The 21,084-nt window shown below is 25.9% G+C and carries 20 protein-coding genes and 1 tRNA gene; 6 read left to right on the top strand and 15 right to left on the bottom strand.

The annotated features are described in order from the left end of the window. Positions 1-351 precede the first annotated feature (351 nt). From BN346_RS12790 to aroC, 4 genes are read right to left on the bottom strand one after another with little or no spacing between them, the layout of a single operon-like run. Positions 352-909, bottom strand: a complete 558-nt coding sequence (locus tag BN346_RS12790) for a lytic transglycosylase domain-containing protein (protein WP_040329121.1) — start codon at positions 907-909, stop codon at positions 352-354. Continuing rightward, a complete protein-coding gene (coaE, locus tag BN346_RS12795; RefSeq protein WP_040329124.1) occupies positions 896-1,525 on the bottom strand; it encodes a dephospho-CoA kinase in 630 nt (209 codons plus the stop codon). Before coaE ends, BN346_RS12790 begins: the two co-directional genes overlap by 14 nt. Further along, positions 1,512-4,133, bottom strand: a complete 2,622-nt coding sequence (polA, locus tag BN346_RS12800) for a DNA polymerase I (RefSeq protein WP_040329125.1) — start codon at positions 4,131-4,133, stop codon at positions 1,512-1,514. Before polA ends, coaE begins: the two co-directional genes overlap by 14 nt. After that, positions 4,126-5,271, bottom strand: a complete 1,146-nt coding sequence (gene aroC / locus BN346_RS12805; RefSeq protein ID WP_040329126.1) for a chorismate synthase — start codon at positions 5,269-5,271, stop codon at positions 4,126-4,128. The genes polA and aroC overlap by 8 nt, the downstream gene beginning before the upstream one ends. Before the next feature lie 440 nt (positions 5,272-5,711). Between aroC and glsA the strand changes: the two genes are divergently transcribed. The 3 genes from glsA (at position 5,712) to BN346_RS21350 (ending at position 7,951) form a co-directional block, all read left to right on the top strand. Continuing rightward, complete coding sequence (gene glsA, locus BN346_RS12810) at positions 5,712-6,626, top strand: glutaminase A (protein ID WP_040329127.1); 915 nt, start codon at positions 5,712-5,714, stop codon at positions 6,624-6,626. Positions 6,627-7,273: 647 nt separating this feature from the next. Then, positions 7,274-7,355: transfer RNA gene (locus BN346_RS12815), tRNA-Leu, on the top strand. A 410-nt stretch (positions 7,356-7,765) separates the two neighbouring features. Next, positions 7,766-7,951 carry a hypothetical protein gene (locus tag BN346_RS21350; protein ID WP_158644492.1) on the top strand — a complete coding sequence of 62 codons (186 nt, stop codon included), beginning with the start codon at positions 7,766-7,768 and terminating at the stop codon, positions 7,949-7,951. 157 nt (positions 7,952-8,108) lie between these two features. On the opposite strand, the gene BN346_RS21715 is transcribed toward BN346_RS21350, so the two are convergent. Continuing rightward, positions 8,109-8,858, bottom strand: a complete 750-nt coding sequence (locus BN346_RS21715) for a hypothetical protein (RefSeq protein ID WP_040329128.1) — start codon at positions 8,856-8,858, stop codon at positions 8,109-8,111. 186 nt (positions 8,859-9,044) lie between these two features. Between BN346_RS21715 and BN346_RS12825 the strand changes: the two genes are divergently transcribed. Then, positions 9,045-9,530, top strand: a complete 486-nt coding sequence (locus BN346_RS12825; RefSeq protein ID WP_040329130.1) for a DUF4883 family protein — start codon at positions 9,045-9,047, stop codon at positions 9,528-9,530. Positions 9,531-9,696: 166 nt separating this feature from the next. Here the strand turns inward: BN346_RS12825 and folK are convergent, their stop codons facing one another. The 7 genes from folK to BN346_RS12860 all read right to left on the bottom strand — a co-directional run bounded on the left by folK (position 9,697) and on the right by BN346_RS12860 (position 15,377). Next, the gene (gene folK / locus BN346_RS12830; protein ID WP_040329132.1) at positions 9,697-10,521 is read right to left on the bottom strand and encodes a 2-amino-4-hydroxy-6-hydroxymethyldihydropteridine diphosphokinase; all 825 of its coding nucleotides are present in this window, start codon (positions 10,519-10,521) and stop codon (positions 9,697-9,699) included. 45 nt (positions 10,522-10,566) lie between these two features. Then, positions 10,567-11,379, bottom strand: a complete 813-nt coding sequence (gene folP / locus BN346_RS12835; protein ID WP_040329212.1) for a dihydropteroate synthase — start codon at positions 11,377-11,379, stop codon at positions 10,567-10,569. A gap of 39 nt (positions 11,380-11,418) precedes the next feature. After that, complete coding sequence (locus tag BN346_RS12840) at positions 11,419-11,895, bottom strand: HD domain-containing protein (RefSeq protein ID WP_040329134.1); 477 nt, start codon at positions 11,893-11,895, stop codon at positions 11,419-11,421. A gap of 25 nt (positions 11,896-11,920) precedes the next feature. Next, complete coding sequence (gene folE, locus BN346_RS12845; RefSeq protein ID WP_187372138.1) at positions 11,921-12,475, bottom strand: GTP cyclohydrolase I FolE; 555 nt, start codon at positions 12,473-12,475, stop codon at positions 11,921-11,923. A gap of 145 nt (positions 12,476-12,620) precedes the next feature. Beyond that, positions 12,621-13,361: an aminotransferase class IV gene (locus tag BN346_RS12850; RefSeq protein WP_242838431.1), complete on the bottom strand. Its 741-nt coding sequence runs from the start codon at positions 13,359-13,361 to the stop codon at positions 12,621-12,623. Between the two features lie 47 nt (positions 13,362-13,408). Further along, positions 13,409-14,764 (bottom strand): aminodeoxychorismate synthase component I, encoded by a 1,356-nt coding sequence (gene pabB, locus BN346_RS12855; protein ID WP_040329138.1) that lies wholly within the window; start codon positions 14,762-14,764, stop codon positions 13,409-13,411. 19 nt (positions 14,765-14,783) lie between these two features. Next, entirely contained in the window at positions 14,784-15,377 is a 594-nt protein-coding gene (locus BN346_RS12860; RefSeq protein WP_040329139.1) for an anthranilate synthase component II, read from the bottom strand. A gap of 291 nt (positions 15,378-15,668) precedes the next feature. Between BN346_RS12860 and BN346_RS12865 the strand changes: the two genes are divergently transcribed. Next, a complete protein-coding gene (locus BN346_RS12865) occupies positions 15,669-16,484 on the top strand; it encodes a PHP domain-containing protein (protein WP_040329140.1) in 816 nt (271 codons plus the stop codon). A gap of 433 nt (positions 16,485-16,917) precedes the next feature. Next, entirely contained in the window at positions 16,918-17,457 is a 540-nt protein-coding gene (locus BN346_RS12870; RefSeq protein ID WP_040329142.1) for a 50S ribosomal protein L25, read from the top strand. A 76-nt stretch (positions 17,458-17,533) separates the two neighbouring features. Here the strand turns inward: BN346_RS12870 and BN346_RS12875 are convergent, their stop codons facing one another. The 3 genes from BN346_RS12875 to BN346_RS12885 form a co-directional block, all read right to left on the bottom strand. Next, on the bottom strand, positions 17,534-18,418 hold the full coding sequence (locus tag BN346_RS12875; protein WP_040329144.1) for a class I SAM-dependent methyltransferase: 885 nt from the start codon (positions 18,416-18,418) through the stop codon (positions 17,534-17,536). Between the two features lie 21 nt (positions 18,419-18,439). Continuing rightward, entirely contained in the window at positions 18,440-19,483 is a 1,044-nt protein-coding gene (locus BN346_RS12880) for a DNA polymerase IV (protein ID WP_040329145.1), read from the bottom strand. 161 nt (positions 19,484-19,644) lie between these two features. Continuing rightward, the gene (locus BN346_RS12885; protein WP_040329146.1) at positions 19,645-21,030 is read right to left on the bottom strand and encodes an aminopeptidase; all 1,386 of its coding nucleotides are present in this window, start codon (positions 21,028-21,030) and stop codon (positions 19,645-19,647) included. Positions 21,031-21,084 lie beyond the last annotated feature (54 nt).

Raw genomic sequence — 21,084 nt, forward strand, 5'->3', positions numbered from 1 at the left:
ATCAAGGAAGTAATTCGCATTAATAATGGCATTTTATTAATGTGAATTACTGACGAAGAGTTATGAAAAATATACTAGAATTTAATTACATAGCTCTGAATTCAGTTCACTTATAGCCGTTTAGTCTTGGAAATAAAATGGCAAATTCATTAGAGTATCTTTGAAATTTTTATGAATAACGTTTTAAATAATTTCTGTTTCCTTTACTACTACCATTCTCATTTAATATTTGAATAATTTCATTTTTTAGCTTGGAACCCTATAACATTTATTAGATTTTTAAATTATAAAACCTAAAATAAAACTAGACTATTACAAAATTAAAATACTTAACTTTGTAATAGTCTAGTTTTATTTCAAATCATACAATTCTTTATAGATTTTATAATTTCTATTTACTTTTTTTACATATCTTTTTGTTTCATTAAATGGAATTAAGTGTAAATTTTCTCCATCCTTTGAGTATTCATCATTTTTTAACCACTTTTGAACATTTCCTCTACCACCATTGTATGCAGCCATCATGAGCTCAATATTACCATTAAACTCTACACTTAAGTTGTCTAAATACCAACATCCCATTCTTATATTAATTTCTGGATTATATAGCATATCATAAGTTATATCATCCATTCCAATTTGAGAAGCTATCCAATCTGCAGTATCTGGCATTATTTGCATTAATCCATATGCACCTTTATGAGATATTGCATCTTCATCAAAATTACTTTCTGCTTTAATTACAGCTGCAACTAAGTTAGGGTCCACATTATATTTGGTAGAATAAGTCATTATGTATGCCTCATATTTAAGTGGATATATTCTTTTAAGCAAAAAGTCTTTATTTAAAAATATAATAATTACTAAAACAAACAAAATAATTTTTATTAATGCCTTAAATCTCTTCATTTTTCCCCCTCAAATATATTTCAGTTAAAATAGAATCTAATTGAGTTTTAGCAAATTGTATATCTTTACTATTATCAATTATATAATCAGCAAATTTAATTTTTTTCTTTATTGGCAGTTGACTATTTATCCTCTTTTTTACTTCAATTTCACTTTGTAAATCCCTTTTCATAACTCGTTCAATTTGAATTTTTTCATCCACTACTACTAAAACTACAATATCCATATCATATTGTAAATTATTTTCTATCAAAGTTGGTGCATCTACTATACAAATTTTTTCCATATTTTCTTTGCACTTTTTTATTTTATCAAAAATTTCTCTTTTAATATAGGGTATTATTATATTTTCTAAATCTTTTTTAAGTTTTTTACTGGAAAATACATATGCCCCTAATTTTTTTCTGTTTAAAGTTCCATCTTCATAAAAATATTCTTTTCCAAATGCTTGTTCTATTTCTAAAAGAATTTCAGGATAAATACTTAAAACGTCTCTTGAGATTTTATCGGCATCAATAACTGTTATATTTTTTTGTACTAGCATATTGGAAATGGTACTTTTACCACTTCCAATACCTCCAGTAAGTCCAACTACTATAGTTTTATTTGGCGTCATACCAACTATCCCCTATATTTATATCAACTTCTAGGGGAACATCCAAAGTTAATACTTTTTCCATCTCATTTTTCACTAATTCTTTCACTACTTCAAGTTCATCTTTATATACATTTAAAATAAGTTCATCATGAACTTGTAATATAAGTGTACTCTTAAGCTTTCTGTTTTTAAGTTCTTTATATACATTAACCATAGAAAGTTTAATTATATCTGCAGCACTTCCTTGAATTGGTGCATTCATTGCTAGTCTTTTTCCAAGGGCTTTTAATATTTTATTTGAAGACATTATTTCTGGTATAAATCTTCTTCTATTTAAAATAGTTGTTACATAGCTTTTATTCTCTGCTTCACTAATTATGTTATCTATATATTCTTTTACCTTTGGATATCTTGCTAAATAAGTATCTATATACTCTTTTGCTTCTTTTCTTGTTATATTCAAATCTTGAGCTAAACTAAAATCACCAATACCATATACAATTCCAAAGTTTACTGCTTTTGCATTGCTTCTCATTTGAGGTGTGACATCTTCTATATTAACATTAAAAACCTCTGAAGCTGTAGTTGTGTGTATATCATTATGTTTTTTGAAAGCATTTATTAAATTTTCATCATCTGCTATATGTGCAAGAACTCTAAGTTCAATTTGAGAATAGTCTGCTGATAATAAAACACTCTCTTCATTATGAGGAATAAATACTTTTCTTATTTTTCTTCCCATTTCATATTTTATAGGTATATTTTGAAGATTAGGTTCTGTACTTGAAAGCCTTCCAGTAGTTGTAACTGTTTGATTAAAACTTGAATGTATTCTTGAATCTGAATCAATAACTGGTTTCAATCCTTCAACATAAGTAGAATATAATTTCGCTAGTTGTCTATAATAAACAATTTTATCTATTATAGGATGTTTATCTTTTAATGCATCTAATACTTCTGCATTAGTTGAATATCCTGTTTTTGTTTTTTTAATAACTGGTAGATCTAACTTTTCAAATAATATTTTTCCTAATTGTTTAGGTGAATTTATATTAAACTCTTCTCCTGCAAGTTCATATATTTCACTAGTGTAATCATCTAATTCTTTCTTAAAACTTACCCCTAATTCATAAAGAGAATCTTTGTCTATTGTAAAACCTTCACATTCCATATTTGATATAGCTTTAGTTAGAGGTTGCTCAACATCATATAGAAGCTCTTCCATATTTAATTCTTCTATCTTTTCTTTTTCTTTTATATATACATCTTCTAATTTAGATAATAATATCATTTGAACTTTATCATCATCTTCTTTGATTTCTTCCATAAGCAAGTTTGAAATTAATGTTTTCAAACTATATTCTGACTTTGATGAATCTATTAAATAAGCCGCTATTTCAGTGTCAAATTTAATACCATTAAGTTCTATACCATCTTTACTTAATGCTGTGTAAAGACTTTTTACTCCATGAGATATCTTATCTATATTCTCATTTTCAAAAAACTTCTTTAATACTTTTACAGTTTTTTCTTTGTCATCTTCTTTTATTTTAGATAACCTAATTAAATAAAGTTGTTCTTTTATCTTTATATATATTTCATTTATATAAATTTTAGAATAAAACTTATCATCTTTTACACTAAAAGTAAAAAACACTTTTTCATTTATTTCACTTAAAATATTTTCTAACTTATCAATATTATCTACAACTTCAAATTCAACATTTTGAGATTTTGCATTTTCTTCACTAGGCATTTCTGATTCTAATCTTGCTATTTGGTTTTTCATTTGAAGTTTATAAAATAATTCTTTTAATCCTTTAATATCATATTCTTTTTTAGATTTTATTTCTTCTAAATTTATTTCAACAGGTGCATTTTTTACTATAGTTGCTAATTTTTTACTAAAAATTGCTTGTTCACTATATTCTAATAAATTTTCTTTAAGTTTTTTACCACTTACTTTATCTAAGTTTTGAAGTAAATTTTCGATACTCTTATATTCCTTTATAAGCTTAAATGCAGTTTTTTCTCCTATACCAGGTACACCTGGTATATTATCTGATTTATCTCCCATAAGCCCTTTAACATCAATAAATTCATCTGGTGTAACTCCAAAATCTTCAATCATTCTATTTCTATCATAAATTTCTTTCTCAGTTACACCTTTTTTATTTATAACTACTTTTATATTGTCAGTAGCAAGCTGTAATGCATCTCTATCTCCTGTAACAATATATACTTCCATACTATTATTTTCTGCAAAGTTTGCTAATGTTCCTATTAAATCATCTGCTTCATATCCATCTAGTTCAAAAATATTTATAGCCATTTTATTAAGCATTTCTTTTACTATAGGAAATTGCATTTTTAATTCATCGGGCATATGTTTTCTTCCTGCTTTATACTCTTCAAAAGCTTCATGTCTAAAAGTTGGCTTTGATCTATCAAAAGTTGTTACTATATAATCTGGCTCTATTTCATCAATCATTTTAAATAACATATTTGAAAAACCATAAATTGCTCCAGTAAATAGCCCTTCCGAATTAGATAAATTTGGCATAGCATAAAATGCTCTATACATTAGACTATGTCCATCTAAAATAAGTAGTTTTTCCTTACTCACGTATAATCACCTCATTTTTTAAAATCATTTCCTTTAGTTTTTTAAAATCATCATTAGGGTAAACCTTTAATATTTCATTTAATATTTCAAATGCTAATATATTTTCAATTACAATGGATGCAGGTACTACTCCGCAAACATCAGATCGTTCATATCTTGTTGTAACATTTTTTCTATTTTTCAAATCTACTGATTTTATATCTAACTTTACTGATGGTATAGGTTTCATAAAAGCTTTAACTCTTATATTTTCACCATTGGAAACACCAGCCTCAATGCCACCACCACTATTGGACTTTCTTTTTATAGTGTCTTCGTCAAAATATATTTCATCTATATAGTCACTTCCAAGAAACTTTTCTTTGCTTAAAGCATCGCCAATTTCTATACTTTTAATTCCTTGAAGTGACATTATTGCCATACTTAAAATCCCATCTAATTTTCTATCATAATGAGCATAACTTCCAATTCCTAACGGCACACCTTTAATTTCTGCAATTATAGTTCCTCCAACAGTGTTTCCTTCTTTTTTGCATATGTCTATAAGATTTTTTATATCTTTTTCTGTGTCCTTATCAAATACTCTAACTTCACTGTTATTAACTTTATCATATACCCTATCATCAAATAAGTTCATATGTACATCTTCGTATTTTCCTATAGATTGAACTTTACTTCTTATTTCTATATTTAAACCTCTTAATATATCTTTACAAACTGCTCCAACGGCAGTTCTTATTGCGGTTTCTCTCGCTGAAGTCCTCTCAATAGAATTTCTAATATCAGAAGTATTATATTTATAAAATCCAACTAAATCACCATGCCCTGGTCTTGGAATTATAATCTTTTCATCTTCTAATGCATCTCTTTCCATGAATTCTTTCCAATTTTCAAAGTCTCTATTAAAAATTACCAACGTTATGGGATTTCCTGTAGTTATATTACCTCTTATACCTGACCATATTTCCACTTTATCATTTTCTATCTTCATTCTACTTCCACGGCCATACCCACATTGTCTTCTTTTAAGTTCATTATTAACATAATCTAAATCTATCTTAAAATTAGCTGGAATTCCTTCTAATATTGCCACTAACGCTTTTCCATGTGATTCTCCAGCATCTAAAAATCTTATCATTTTAATATTCCCTTTCTAAAATTTAAAACTTCTAATAAATCATATATTGTAATAGTTTATTATAGCATTCCTACATATTATTAACAATGTTCTATTAAATAATATGTGCCTTTATATTAAATTTAAACAAAATGTACTATTAATGTACTATTTTCGTCGAAATTTTAATTTTCATAATTGTATTAATATACCATATTATAAATTTTATTATATAAATTTATTCATATAATAAAAATCTTTCATTGCAATTTTTTATTCATGTATATTATAATAAGAATGTACGAATTTTCTTAAAGATTTTTTTGTTTATAAATTTCGTACTTGGGAATGCTTTCCATGAAAAGCTATTCATAAGATATTTTTTTGCTTTTATTTTAGTACTACTTAATATTATTAAATTTTTATAAAATACATTACAACAAAGGAGAGTGCACATTCTTATGAAAAGAATTTTAGATAACATAATAAATGATAGTAGAGACTCAGCCAATACAGGAAAAGTTGCAGATTACATACCTGAACTTGCAAAAGCTAACCCGCAAGCTCTAGGAATTTGTGTTACAACTCTTGATGGAAAAGAATATTACGCAGGAGATTACGATACAAAATTCACTATTCAAAGTATTTCAAAAGTTATTACATTAATGGTTGCTATTTTAGAAAATGGAGCTGAGTATGTATTTTCTAAGGTAGGTATGGAACCTACAGAACTTGCATTTAACTCAATAACTAATTTAGAAACAAGCCCTCAAAAGCGCCCATTAAATCCAATGATAAATGCTGGTGCTATTGCAGTCACTTCTTTACTTAATGGAAAAACTCCTGAGGATAAAATTAACACAATCCTTAATTTAACTCGTAAAATTTGTGAAAACGATTCTATCGCTATAAATGAAGAAGTTTACAGAAGTGAAAAAGCTACTGGCAATAGAAATAGAGCTTTAGCATATTATATGAAAAGCAATGGAATTTTTGATGGTGACATAGAGGAAATTTTGGATGTTTATTTCAAAGCTTGCTCTATGGAAGTAACTTGTAGAGATTTAGCAAGAATTGGTGCAATGCTTGCTAATGATGGCGTTCTTATAAGTGGAGAAAGAATTGTTTCAAGAGATATATGTAGAATTATAAAAACTATAATGGTTACTTGTGGTATGTATGATGCTTCTGGTAAATTTGCTGTACATATTGGAATTCCTGCAAAAAGCGGAGTTGGTGGTGGAATAATGGCTGCTGTTCCTAGAAGAATGGGAATAGGTCTTGTAGGTCCAGCACTAGATTCTAAAGGAAATAGTTCTGGCGGTCTTAAAGCTTTAGAATTATTATCTAGAGAATTTGATTTAAGTATATTTTAAATATATAGTTTTTACTAACATCTGTAAAAATCAAAGCAATCACAGTTTTCAATTTTGTAACTGTGATTGTTTTTATATATAGGGTTCAAATTCAAAGTAATCTCTTTCTTAAATGATACTATTAAGCTTACAATTTATTGCTATTTTTATATTTGAAACCAAGTAAGAGTTAAGAGTGATGGTGAATATCCCGGGGATTGAAATCCCCACTACAATGTTTTATTTGTACTTCAAATAAAATCAGTATAATATTTATCCATAAAAAGTTCATTTTGGAGAATAAATTCCCCATCATAATATTCTTACTAATCATAGTTTTAATAGTAACTATCATTATTACTTTGGATATTTTATAAAGCTAAATTTTTATATTGTGTTTAAATAATTTGCTTTGCAAATCTAATAAAAATTAATTTTTTAAAATTGGATCTCCAATTTTTACATTCACTTTCAACTTTCAATTTTTCATTTTCAATTAAATTAATTAGAATTCCCAAATGAAACAAAAATAATTGTACTTTTCAACTTGTTTCTCTATATAATTATATATATGAAAAATTTTTCATCTAATTTTAAAGGAAAATATTGAAAAGTTATTGATTTTATTATTGCATTATGTTAAAATAATTTTTGTCAGGTTGTGACATGCTAGTGTGGCGGAATGGCAGACGCATTCGACTCAAAATCGAACGGGAAACCGTACGAGTTCGACTCTCGTCACTAGTACCATATAAGATCATGAATTTATATTCATGATCTTATTTTTTATATAAAATCACTAACTTCCTATAATATATAATTATATAAAAAAATCCCTTGAATAATAGTACTATTTTATAAGTAAATGTTATTAATAACATCCTCTCTCATTTATGTATTATAATTTAATTATTTAAAGTAAATATATTTTTTTCCTTTTTATTAAATTTAAATTTATTTTTATATTTTTTCATCTATTTTGTATCATTTCTTAATACATCCTCATATGTTATATTATCAAAATAAATTTTATCAAAGTAAAAGTAAATTTTTAACATCAAAGTTTAAGCTTAATATTTAACTTGCAAAATTTACTTTTAAATTTATAAAGTGAGGTTTTTTAGAAATGACAAATCAATATAATTTCTATATATGCTCTGATGATGACTGTCAAGGTTGTTCAAATTGCTCAAATAATTGCAACAACAATAATAATAATTGTAACAACTCATGCAACAATAACAATAACAATAACAATTGCAATTGCAATGATTCATGTAACAACAACTGTTGTGATGATTATTTTTGGAATCCGTTTTGGTTTTTCTTCTGGTAGTAATTTATAAACTCAAATATAATTTTATTTAAAGTCCTTATAAGTATATATGACATAAACTACTAAAGTTAATTGTTTATTTTTATAACACCCTATGTATATTTAACATTCTTACCTTATAATTCATAAAAATAGAAGGGCTCCTCCCTTCTATTTTTTGTACAAAGTTAATCTGCATTCTCACTTTTATCATTATTAACTTTTTCTATTTTCTTTGTGCTTTCTTCATCATTATTACTTTTGTTATTCTTCTTAACGAATTCATCATCATTTTCAATTTTATTTATATTAGATTTATTAACCTCTAAATTAATTCTTCTTTCTAATCCGTTTATTCCTTTTGTAAGTTTTCTAATATGTTTGTTTACATATGAATTTTCATTTGAATTTGCTTCTACGTATAGACTTTCACTTTTCCTATTTTTTAAATAACCTAACTCTACCTTTAAATTTGCTTTAGTTGATTTTAATATCTTAGCATTGTCTAAGTGATTATTTGATTCCATTAATTCAATAAGGGAACCTGAAACTATAACACCATCTCTTTCTTCATCCTTGTGTTCATTTTTCACTTTTTCTTTAATTTTATTTTCAGCCTTTTCTCGCTCTTTCTCTTTTTCCATAATTTGAGCATTACAAATTTCTTGTTCTATTTTCATTATTTCTTCATTTACGGATTTTAACTTTTCTTTTAATTCTTCTGGTTCCAGTCCCTTTTCTTGTAATTCTTGTTTTTTCTTCAATAAATTTTCTTTCACTTTGTTTAAATTTTCTATAATGTTATTATTATTTTTAGTATTAATCTTAATAGATTGTGTATTCTTTTGTTCATTGTTCATTTTGTTGTTTTCATTATTATATTTCATACCAAAGCTTGTGTAATTGTTTAAACTTAAATCTACTGACCTAATATTCATAAATCTTCACCTCTATCTATTCTTTCGTATATATCTATCCTAAGTTTATATATCACTTTAAAAACATAACCTTATATTTAAATTTGTAATAAACATGAACTATTTTTCATAAGTTATTATATAATCTTTAGATAAAATATTTTAAAGACTATTAAATAAACTTTACTAAGGAGTTGATTTTTTATTATGTATAAAAGGCTTACTGCTATCATTCTTATATTATTCATAACATTAGGACTTACAGGTTGTTCTTCTGATTTAAAATTTATTTTTAAAAAGGAAAAACTCTCTTATAATTTTTACACTGACCAATTAATTAATTCGTACATAAAAAATCCACCATTAGAAGTATATGTTTTTGATGTAAATATGTACAAGCAAATAAATTTATCTCAAGATCAAAGTTTTGATATATTAAAATTTGTAAATTCTTTAAAACCTGAATATTGTAATCCTGATATAAAAAATTCTATTGGAGATAAAAAATCAATATACAAAGTTTTTATATCTTTTGCAGATACTAAGTATGCTATAAACATATATGATGAAAATTATATCTCCATTTCACCTTGGGATGGTTCATTAGACAAGGATTATGTGGATATGAAGGATATCCCTCTTTCTCTAAATTTATATGGATTATGTAAATACTATGTAGAAAACAATAGATAACTTTAAATTTAATATAATCCTAGATTTACTTGTAGCAAACTTCCTCATGGGTGTTAAAAATAGTCTTTTTTATATACAATTATGAATCTAATAACATCAATGTTTATGATATATTTTCAGAAAATTTAAAATCAGCATTATAATTTATAATGCTGATTTTTTATGTTTATTTGCTCTCTTGCAATAAATTATCTTTTAGTTCAACAACTCTCTTATTTAAGATAGGATGCACTTTATATGGAACTATATCGCATAAAGGATCTAACACAAAAATCCTTTCTTCCATTCTCGGATGTGGTATTATTATATCTTTATCATAACTTACAATGTCATCATAAAATATTATATCTAAATCTAAAGTTCTTGGTCCATATTTTATTATTCTTTCTCTTTTCATTTCCAACTCTACATCTAATAAATATCTCATTAATTTTTTAGGACTTAATATAGTTTTTACTTTTATTGCCGTATTCAAAAATTTATCCTGAGCTTCATATCCCCATGGCTCTGTTTCATAATAATTTGCTATTTCCAATATTTTTGTATGATTAGAATTATTTATAGAACTAAATGCATCTAATATATTTTTCTTTTTATCTCCCATATTGCTTCCTACAGCTATTATAGCTTCATGCCAAGTTCTTTCCATTTTTATTGAGACATAGTCTAAGTGTTTTTTTACCGGAGCCCATGGCTTCTTAAGTTCTAATCTTACAGTTTTTATTTCATCATATTTAAACATTATAAATTTAATTAATTCTTCACTTGCTTTTTCTATAAGATCATAACTTTTTCTTGTAAATTCTTTTTCTATTTCATCACATAATATACCATAGTGTACTGTATTATTTAAATCATCATCATTACCAGCTTTGCTTAAATCTAAATCAACTTCCATAGTTAAAATAAATTTTTGTCCTAAACTCTTTTCTTCCTCAAAATATCCATGGTTCGCAAAAACCTCTAAATCCTTTATATATATTTTGTCCATTCAAACACCTCTTGCTAATTGTCTTGTCATTTTATAATTTTTCTACTACTCACACTTTAGTATAGCTTCTGTCATCATAGCAGTACGTTTATTAGCTTTAACATCATGAACTCTAACAAATTCACACCCGCTCATAATTCCCATAACAGTAGTTACCATAGTACCTTCTACTCTATCTTTAGGTTCTTCTATATTTAAAGCTTTCCCTATAAATGATTTTCTTGATGTTCCCAATAAAACTGGATAACCCATTTCTTTTATTTTTTTTAGATTTTTCATAACTACAAGATTATCTTCATAAGTTTTAGCAAATCCTATACCTGGATCTAAAATTATATTTTCTTTTTTTACACCATTTTTTATTGCTATATCTATGCTTTTTTGTAAATCCACAATCATATCCTCTATTATATCATTGTAATTCTTATCTTCTCTATTATGCATTAAGCAACATGGCACATTATATTTTCCTGCAACTTCTGCAATGTATTCATCTTTCTTAAATCCCCAAACATCATTTATAAGCGATGCTCCATTTTTTATTGCTTCTTCTGCAACTTTTCCCTTATATGTATCTACCGAAATTGGAATGTCACTAACTTCTCTTATCGCTTTTATAATCGGTATAACTCTTTCAAGTTCTTCTTCTAAACCTACTGATTTATGTCCTGGTCTTGTAGATTCTCCACCTATGTCTATTATGTCTACACCTTCTTCAATCATCTCTAATGCCCTTTTAACAGCGTTTTCTATGGTATTATAATTTCCTCCATCCGAAAATGAATCTGGAGTTACATTAAGTATACCCATTATTATAGTTCTTTCATCTAAATCAAAATTTTTCTTTTCAATTTTCATTATTCTAGTCAAATCACTCACCCCTATAAAAATTTCTCATTAATATTTAATTATAAAATTTTTCTTTTTTTTATCCCAATAACAATCTAGTTCGCTTTTACATGCAAAGCACATTCTAGATAGTTTATCACTTTTATAAAGAATTTCTCCTAATTCACTTTTGCTTTCTTCTTTTCTATGAAATTTTATAGCATTTAAAATCATATCTATATCTTCATCACAATAATTACATTCCTTTAGTATTATCTTTCCTAAAATTAAACTTCCTTCTTCATGTGGAATATTTTCTTCATATTGAAGTACTCTTCCCAAATCATGCAAAAGTGCTGCACCATATATTATTTCTTTATCTATCTTTAAATTATTTTCTAAAACCATAATATATGCAATTCTAGCTACATCTAAAGAATGCTCTATACCATGTTTGCAAAAAACTCTATTTTTCTCAAGTTCTTGTAATTTTTTTAAATTTTTTTTAAAAGTTTCGTTATTAATTATAAGTTCTATTTTTTTCATAATATTTTAGTCCTTGTTTTATATATTAAAATTTAATTAAAGATATAATTTGATTTTGCATATCTATATTATCTCTTAAAATTCCCCTTCCAACTATAGTAGTTGTTTTAGTTCCAGGTTTTTTAATTCCTCTCATAGTCATGCACATATGTTCTGCTTCAATTATTACAAGAACTCCTTTTGTATCCAAATTATCCATTATAGCTTCTGCTATCTGTGCTGTTAATCTTTCTTGTAATTGTGGTCTTTTAGCAAATACCTCTACTGTTCTTGCAAGTTTACTAAGTCCAGTCACTTTACCATTAGGTATATACGCTATATGTGCTTTCCCGTAAAAAGGTATAAAATGATGTTCACACATAGAATAAAATGTAATATCCTTTTCTATAACTATATCATCATTTTCTACTGTAAAAACTTTTTCTAAATGTTTCTTTGGATTTTCTTCTAATCCACCAAATATTTCTTCATACATTCTAGCAATTCTATTAGGTGTTTCTAAAAGCCCTTCTCTATTGGGATCCTCACCTATAGCTTCTATAATCATAGTTACTGCTTTTTCAATTTTTTCCTTATCTATCATATTAAACACTTCCATTTCTATAGTTGTATTAACATTTGTAGGTCATTTTTAATCTTATATTATAATTTTTTACCTAATTATAGTGTTATAAGTTTATTTTAGTTGCAACTAAATTGTCAATTAAAATACTTTAAGTTATGTTTTATAAAAATTTAAGATAAAATTCTCTAATTTCATTTATTAAAGGACTTTCTTTCATTTTTGTCTTTTCTATTTCTGAAACTTTCATAACTCCCATTAAACTATTAGTTAAAAATACTCCATCTGCATTTAACACTTCTTCTTTTGTTAAATTTTTTTGTATAATCCTGTACCCTATAGTTTCTATGTTATCTATCAAAAATCCTCTTATTATTCCTGGTAAAATTCCACAATTAACTTTTGGAGTATAAATTATATCATCTTTTATTATAAATATATTTGATACTGAACCCTCAGCTAAAAAACCATTTGTGTTTAAAAATATGCTTTCATCAAATCCATCTTTTTTAGCATCTTCTTTTGCTATAATATTTTCTAAATAATTTAATGATTTAACATATGTTAAAGTAGAATATTCATTTTTTCTTATCTTGCTAAATTTTATTTTAAATCCATCTTCATAATTTTTTTCCAAATATCCAATATCTCTAACTTTATATACAACATTGTCACTTGAAACCATGATTTTTAGTGCTTTATTTCTAATATCTAGTTCTTTTATTTTGCTAATTACATCTTCTATCCTTAATTCATTATCCACATTTAAAGTTTTCAGCGAATAATTTAATCTATTGATATGTTCTTCTAAAAATATAGGTTTATCTTTTATAAGTATTGTCTCAAAGCATCCTCTTCCAAATATAAATCCATCATCTAAAATTATTTTACTTCTGCTTTCCAAAAAACTCACACTCTCTTCTTATATAATCTATATAATTATACAATTTTTTAACTTAACGCTCTCATTAAAGCTTTAGCTTTATCTATAGTTTCTTCATATTCCATTTCTTCATTAGACTCAAAAGTAATTCCTCCACCTACTCCAAAATATGCTTTATTATCTTTTATGAATATAGTTCTTATAGCTATATTTAAATCTACATTACCATCTAACCCTAAATATCCAATTGCACCAGTATATATATTTCTTTTAACCTTTTCAATTTCATCTATTATTTCCATTGACCTTATTTTTGGTGCACCAGTTATTGATCCCCCTGGGAAAGTTGCTTTTATTAAATCTATGCTTGAACACTCATTTTTTAGTTTTCCAATTACTGTGGATACTAAATGAAATACAGTACTATATTCTTCTAGCTTAAATAATTCTGTAACCTTTACTGAATTTTTTTCACAAACTTTACTTAAATCATTTCTTTCTAAATCTACTATCATTAAAAGTTCTGACTTATCTTTTTCACTTTCTAAAAGTTCAGTTTTAAATTTAAAATCTTCTTCATCATTACCCCCACGAGGTCTAGTTCCCTTTATAGGTCTAGTTTCTACTATCCCTTCTTTAACACTTAAGAATCGTTCTGGTGATGATGATAAAATTTTAAAATCATTTAAATTCATATATGATGCAAAAGGTGCTGGATTTATAGTTCTCAATTTTTCATATATTTCAAAAGCATCTTTTTCTATTTCTTTTTGAAACCTTTGTGTTAAATTAGTTATATAAATATCACCATTTCTTATATACTCTCTAACCTTTGAAACCGCTTCTATGTATTCATCTTTTCCAAAGTTTGATTTAAAATCATCAACATTATATTGTAACATTGAAAAATCCTTTTTCTTAACTTTTTTACCATTATTAATAAGTTGTTCTATATTGTCAATGCTCCTCATTTCATCACATAATTTTCCAAGTGCTGTTATTGTACATTTTCTTTTTAAATTATCAAATATAATTATATTATCATAAAAATTAAAGTAACACTCTGGAATTACAACATCTTCCACTGCTATTTCATTTATTTCTTCTATATTCTTAAGTAAATTATAAGAGAAATATCCCATTGCACCACCTATAAAAGGAAAGTCTGTTTTATTTTCAATTTTATCCTCTAAAAATATTTTATCTAATTCTTTAAAACAATCACCCTTAAAAGTTTTTCCATTTATATTGCATATATCATCTTTATACATAAATGTCTTATATGGATTTAATCCTATAAATGAATATCTCCCTAAACTTTCAAAATCTCTACCACTATCTAAAAATATAACCTCATTATATTCTTTGAATATGTTGAAAATTTCAAAAGGATTTAAACTACACTCTATCTCTTTTATATACATTTCATAAGTCCCCCTAAATTTACGCTTTAAACTCTTTATTCCATGACTTAGCATTTTTTGTGAAATTTTTTATAATCTCATGTCCAAATTCAGTAAGTTCTGCTTCTGGATGAAATTGAACTCCTTCTATTGGATAATTTTTGTGTCTAACACCCATTATTACATTATCTTCTGTTTCAGCCGTAATTTTAAGTTCTTTTGGTAATGAACTTCTTTCAATTATTAATGAATGATATCTTGTAACATTTATTGTGTTTTTTATATTTAAAAATACACCTTCTCCATCATGTTTTATAGCAGATATTTTTCCATGCATAGGCATTTTACCTTTAAGTATATTTGCTCCAAAAGCATGTCCAATAGCTTGATGTCCTAAACAAACACCAAATATAGGTATTTTGCCTTTAAATTCATTTATTACATCTAAAACTATACCACTTTCCTTGGGTGATTTAGGTCCTGGTGAAATTATTATACCTTCTGGATTTAATTTATAAATTTCTTCTATTGTTATTTTATCATTTCTGTAAATTATAGTTTCTTCATTTATTTCATCTAAATATCTTACCAAGTTATATACAAAAGAATCGTAATTATCTATCATCAAAAACATTGTCTTCTCCCCTTTTATTAAAAAGTTTGTTAAATTTATATAATTATATAGTGAAAATGTAAATATTGAAATTTATTAATTATTTAAAAACATCTTAAAATTCAATAATATATTTGCAAGTTGAATTTACTATGTAAAATATATTAATCATTATTTTTCTAATGCTTTATATCTATGTTATATTAGTAATAATATTATTATTATGTTTTCTTATTTAAGAATACAATTTTATTGGAAATAAAACAATTCATTGCGCTATAGTAAGGAATTACATTTAAAGGAGATGTTAACTTGAAGATTGATTTACATACACATACAACTGCTTCTGATGGAGTTTTAACACCAGTGAAGCTAATAGATAAAGCCCTTAAAAACACTTTAGATATACTAGCTATCACAGATCATGATACAACAAATGGTTTAGAAGAAGCACTGACATATAGTAAAACTAAAAATATAACTATAATTCCTGGTATTGAACTTTCTACAATACATAATAATGAAAGCATTCATATATTAGGTTATTTTAAAGATGATAGTTATAAAGATAAATCATTTCAAAATTTTTTAGATGATTTAAAAAGTTCTAGAATAGAAAGAGCTAAAAAGATAATCTCAAACTTAGAAAAATTTTTTAATATATCAATTTCATATGAGGATGTTAAGGATAACTATATAATAGCAAGGCCTCACATAGCTAAAGCAATAATAAAGAATGGATATAATTATACTTTTGATGAAATTTTTAAGAAATTCATTAATAAAGATAGTCCTGCATATGTAGAAAATAAAAATATTTCACTTGAAGAAGGTATTGATATACTTAAAAAATATAATGCTTTTGTTTCACTTGCTCATCCTGTATTAATAAAAAAATCTAATATTGAAGATTTAATGGAATTAAAATTTGATGGTATTGAAGCGTATTATTCAATTAATAGTGATTATGATACAGCTAAGTATATTAATCTTGCCAGAAAATATAATAAAATTTTGACATGTGGTTCAGATTTTCATGGAATTGAAAAAGATTCTAACCATGGAGATATTGGTTGTGTATCATTAGATGATAAAAGAATATCTATCTTTATGAATTCTTTAACTTAAATTTAACTTAAATTATATTTAATTACAGTTTTATGTAAACATATTAATTTATTGTTAATATTTTCTTTTTTTATTTTATTGTTTCCATTTTTGAGTTATAATTTATTTTGTATAAAATAGAATAAAAAAGGAGAGTGATGCATATGTGGAGGATTATTCCTAATTTCTATTGTAGAATTAAGACCTCCTAATATGTAATTAATGTTGTCTTAATTTTCTTTGGAAATTATATATATATCCATAATTTTTTTATAAATTATGAGTATATATAGGATAAGTTACATACTTGAAAATATTTTAATTCATAAATATAAATAATTTTTATATTCAAGTTTGTTTTACTCTACATTAATTAAAACATATAAAAAACTAACATGTTAATTAAATTGACTTATTATTTTGTTTATGTGTTTAAAGAAAGAAGGAATTTAAGATGAATAAATCAATAATTTTAGCAGAAGAAAGACTTAAAAACGAAACGGGTAAAAAAGTAAGAAAGCTTGGAAAGGTTCCTGGAATAATTTATGGCGAATTTTTAGAAACTAATATTCCTGTAAAAATGGATGAACCCTCACTATTAAAGCTGCTTAATGCTAATTCAGATGGTTCTATAATACAACTTAAAGTTAACGATTGTATGAAACGTTGTGTTGTAAAAAAAGTTGAAAAGGATTGTGTTACTAATAAAATTATGCATGTTGAATTCCAATATGTAAAAGAGAATGAAGTAATAAAACTAAGACTTCCTGTAAAATTCGTTGGTCATGAGAATTTAGCACTTAAAAGATTAGTTCTTGAAAATAACTTAAATGACATAGAACTTCAAGGTCCAGTTGAAAAAATACCTGAATACTTAGAAATAGATGTTAGTAGTTTAGAATATAATGATAAAATATTTGTAAAAGATATCAAGCTACCAGATGATATTAAACTTATAACTAATCCTGATACACTTGTAGCTTTAGTAAATTAATATATTTTTATTATATAAGGGTTTATCTCAGTAATGAGATAAACCCTTTATCTTTATTTAATATATTATTTCAATTTTATTTTGCCTCTATAGCAATAACAGCATACCATTCATTAATAAGTGGAATTAAATCAAATTTATTTTCATTACAAATACCCTCTCCAATTGTTACTAATTTAACATTATCAAATCCTCCATTTTTATGAATATTATATACATCTTTTTCAAATACCATTTCACCAATACTATCTAAATTACATAATTTTAAAGCATCATTTATCTTTGACTTAATGTTTTCATTATCTTCTTCTATCATTGCGGAATTTATAAGTTTTCCACTTTGCTTAAGTACTCTTTTGCATTCTTTAATTCCTTCAAGTTGAATTCCAATCATATTACATATTCCAAAGAAACTTACACATCTATCTATAGTTTTATCTTTTAATGGCAAATTCAAGCAATCACAAGCTATAAAATTAACTTTCAAAGAACTGTTTGTATTTTTTAATTTTATCCTATCATATTTTAATACTTCAAAACTTAAATCTGTTAAAATTATTGTTGGATTATAATTAATATTGGCAGCCATATATCTTGCAAGCATTCCTCTTCCAGATGCTATATCTAACACAACCTCTGGCATACTGCAATTTAGATCATCTATAATGTACTTTTTTAATTTATTATTTAAGTCACTTATTATAACATCAGTATTTTCTTCTATTTTTTTATCTAATTCATCATAATTAAGCTCCTTATAAGACTCACTCCATTGATTCATAGATTCTTGTTCTTTTGAGTTAAAATCTAGTACACCATCCTTTATTGAATACTTCTCTCCACAATTACAAAAAATTTCTCCATCTAATATCTCATTATCTTCCTCTTTTGTAATGTTATTAATCTTAAATTTTCCATTGCACTTTGGACACTTAACTATTTCTAATAAATCTAAATACATAACATCTTACCCCCTTAATATTTAAAACAACTTCAGTTGTTCTATTTCACACTCCCCAAGTGATGAGATTGTCAATCCTATTAATCGTATATCTTCTTTTAATTCTATACTATTTAGTATTTCTAAAGCTTCAATATAAATTTCCTCATTAGTACTAATATATGTATTTAACGTTCTACTTTTTGTGTGATTTTCAAAAGATGCTGTTTTTATTTTAACTGTTAAAGTCCTTCCTGATAAATTATTTCTTTTTAAGTATTCTTCTATTTTAAATGAAAATATTTTCAAATACTTTTTCAATTCATCTTTATCTTTTGTATCATTTTTCAATGTTATTTCTTTTCCAATGGATTTTCTTTCTCTAGTTGTAATTACTTCTCTATTATCCATTCCTCTAATTCTATAATAAATTTCTATTCCTTGTTTCCCAAAATATTCATAGAGAAATTCTTTATCTAAATCATACAGTTCTTTTATATTAAAAATAGCCATATTATTAAGTTTTCTTTCCATTTGTTTTCCTAGTCCATGAACTTTCCCTATAGAAAGAGGCCATAATATCCTAGGTATCATTTCTTTATCTATAATCTTTATACCATTAGGTTTATTCCAATCTGATGCTAACTTTGCTAAAAATTTATTATATGATATGCCTACCGATAAAGTAAGTTTTACCTCATCCATTACAAGTTTTTTTATTCTTTTTGCAACTATATATGCATCTTCATTTATATCCGTTATATCTAAATATGCTTCGTCTATACTAACAGGTTCTATTTTTCCTGTAATTCTATGTAAAATTTCAAAAACTTTACTTGATACTTCTTTATATCTTGAAATTCTTGTAGGTAAAAATATTGCATTTGGACATAGTGCTTTAGCCTTATATATAGGCATAGCTGACCTTATTCCATATTTTCTAGCTTCATAAGAGCATGTAGCTACAACACCTCTTTCTGAAACTCCCCCAACAACAACTGGCTTCCCTCTTAATTTAGGATTATCCAAAACCTCTACAGATGAAAAAAATGCATCCATATCTATATGAATGATTACTCGCTCCAAATATTTCACCTCTGCTACTTTTTATATTTTCATAACTTCTATTATATCATTTTATAGCTTTTCTTTTTAAAATTATAAATAAAATTTACAATTATTTATCAATATAAAAAAATAAAGTCCTGCTATAAGCAGAACCTTATTTTTTATATTATAAATTTTAATTAAGCTTCTATTAAGAATGCTTCATATGCTCTTCTTGCTTCATATATATCAGCTTTACTTGCTATTTCATATGGAGCGTGCATGTTGTGTAGAGCAACTCCTGAGTCGATAACTTCCATTCCATACTCAGCTAAGATGTAAGCGATTGTACCACCGCCGCCTTGGTCAACTTTTCCAAGCTCTGATGTTTGCCAAGAAACATTGTGTTTTTCCATTATGCTTCTTAACTCAGCAATGAATTCTGGGTTAGCATCGTTACAGCCACCTTTTCCTCTTGCTCCAGTATATTTATTGAATACAATACCTTTTCCGAAGAATGCATTGTTTTGTTTTTCACTTACTGATGGATAGTTTGGATCAAATGCAGCACTTACGTCTGAAGATAACATTTTTGAGTTAGCTAATGCTCTTCTTACTTTTAAGTCACTGTAATCCCCCATTAAGTTTACAACTTCAGCAACCATGTTTTCGAAGAATCTTGATTGCATTCCTGTAGCACCTTGGCTTCCAACTTCTTCTTTATCAACTAATAAAGTTACACAAGTTTTCTTTGTTTCTGTTAAAGCTGCCATTGCTTCATATGAAGTATAAGCACAGATTCTATCATCATGTCCATATGCCATAACCATAGAATTGTCTAATCCATAATGTCTAGCTCTTCCAGCTGGAACTACTTCAAGTTCTGCTGAAACGAAATCTTCTTCATCTATTCCGTATTTTTCATTTAATAATCTTAATGCATTTAATTTAACTCTATTTTTAGCTTCTTTGTCTTCAACTGGAATACTTCCTATGCAAACATTTAAGTCTTCACCTTCGATACCTTTTGCTAAAGTTTTAGCCATTTGGTCTCCTGATAAGTGAATTAATAAGTCAGAAATTCCAACTACTGGTTCATTTTCATCTTCACCTAGAACAACATTAACTATTGATCCATCTTTTTTACAGAATACTCCGTGTATTGCTAATGGAAGAGTTGTCCATTGATATTTTTTAATTCCACCATAGTAGTGAGTTTTTAACATTGCAAAATCTGCATCTTCATATAATGGATTTTGTTTTAAGTCTAATCTTGGTGAGTCAATGTGAGCTCCTAAGATGTTAAATCCTTTTTCTATTGGTTCTGAACCGATTAAGAATAATGCTAAAGTTTTTCCCATGCAATTAGCATATACTTTATCTCCAGCTTTTAAAGATTTATATGTATTTATATCTTTATAACCTTGAGCTTCTGCTAATTTAGTGAATTCTACAACACATTCTCTTTCTGTTTTGCATTTAGACATGAAGTCTACATATCTATTTGATAATGCAAATACCTTTTCTAAATCTTCTTTAGTGTATTTGTCCCAAGCTAATTCATATTTTTTTGTTAAATCTGCCATATTTTTTTCCTCCCTAAAATTTAAATTTTGAAAAAATTTATATCATTTCAAATT

It is taken from the genome of Clostridium ihumii AP5, assembly GCF_000612845.1.
Lineage (GTDB): Bacteria > Bacillota > Clostridia > Clostridiales > Clostridiaceae > Clostridium_J > Clostridium_J ihumii.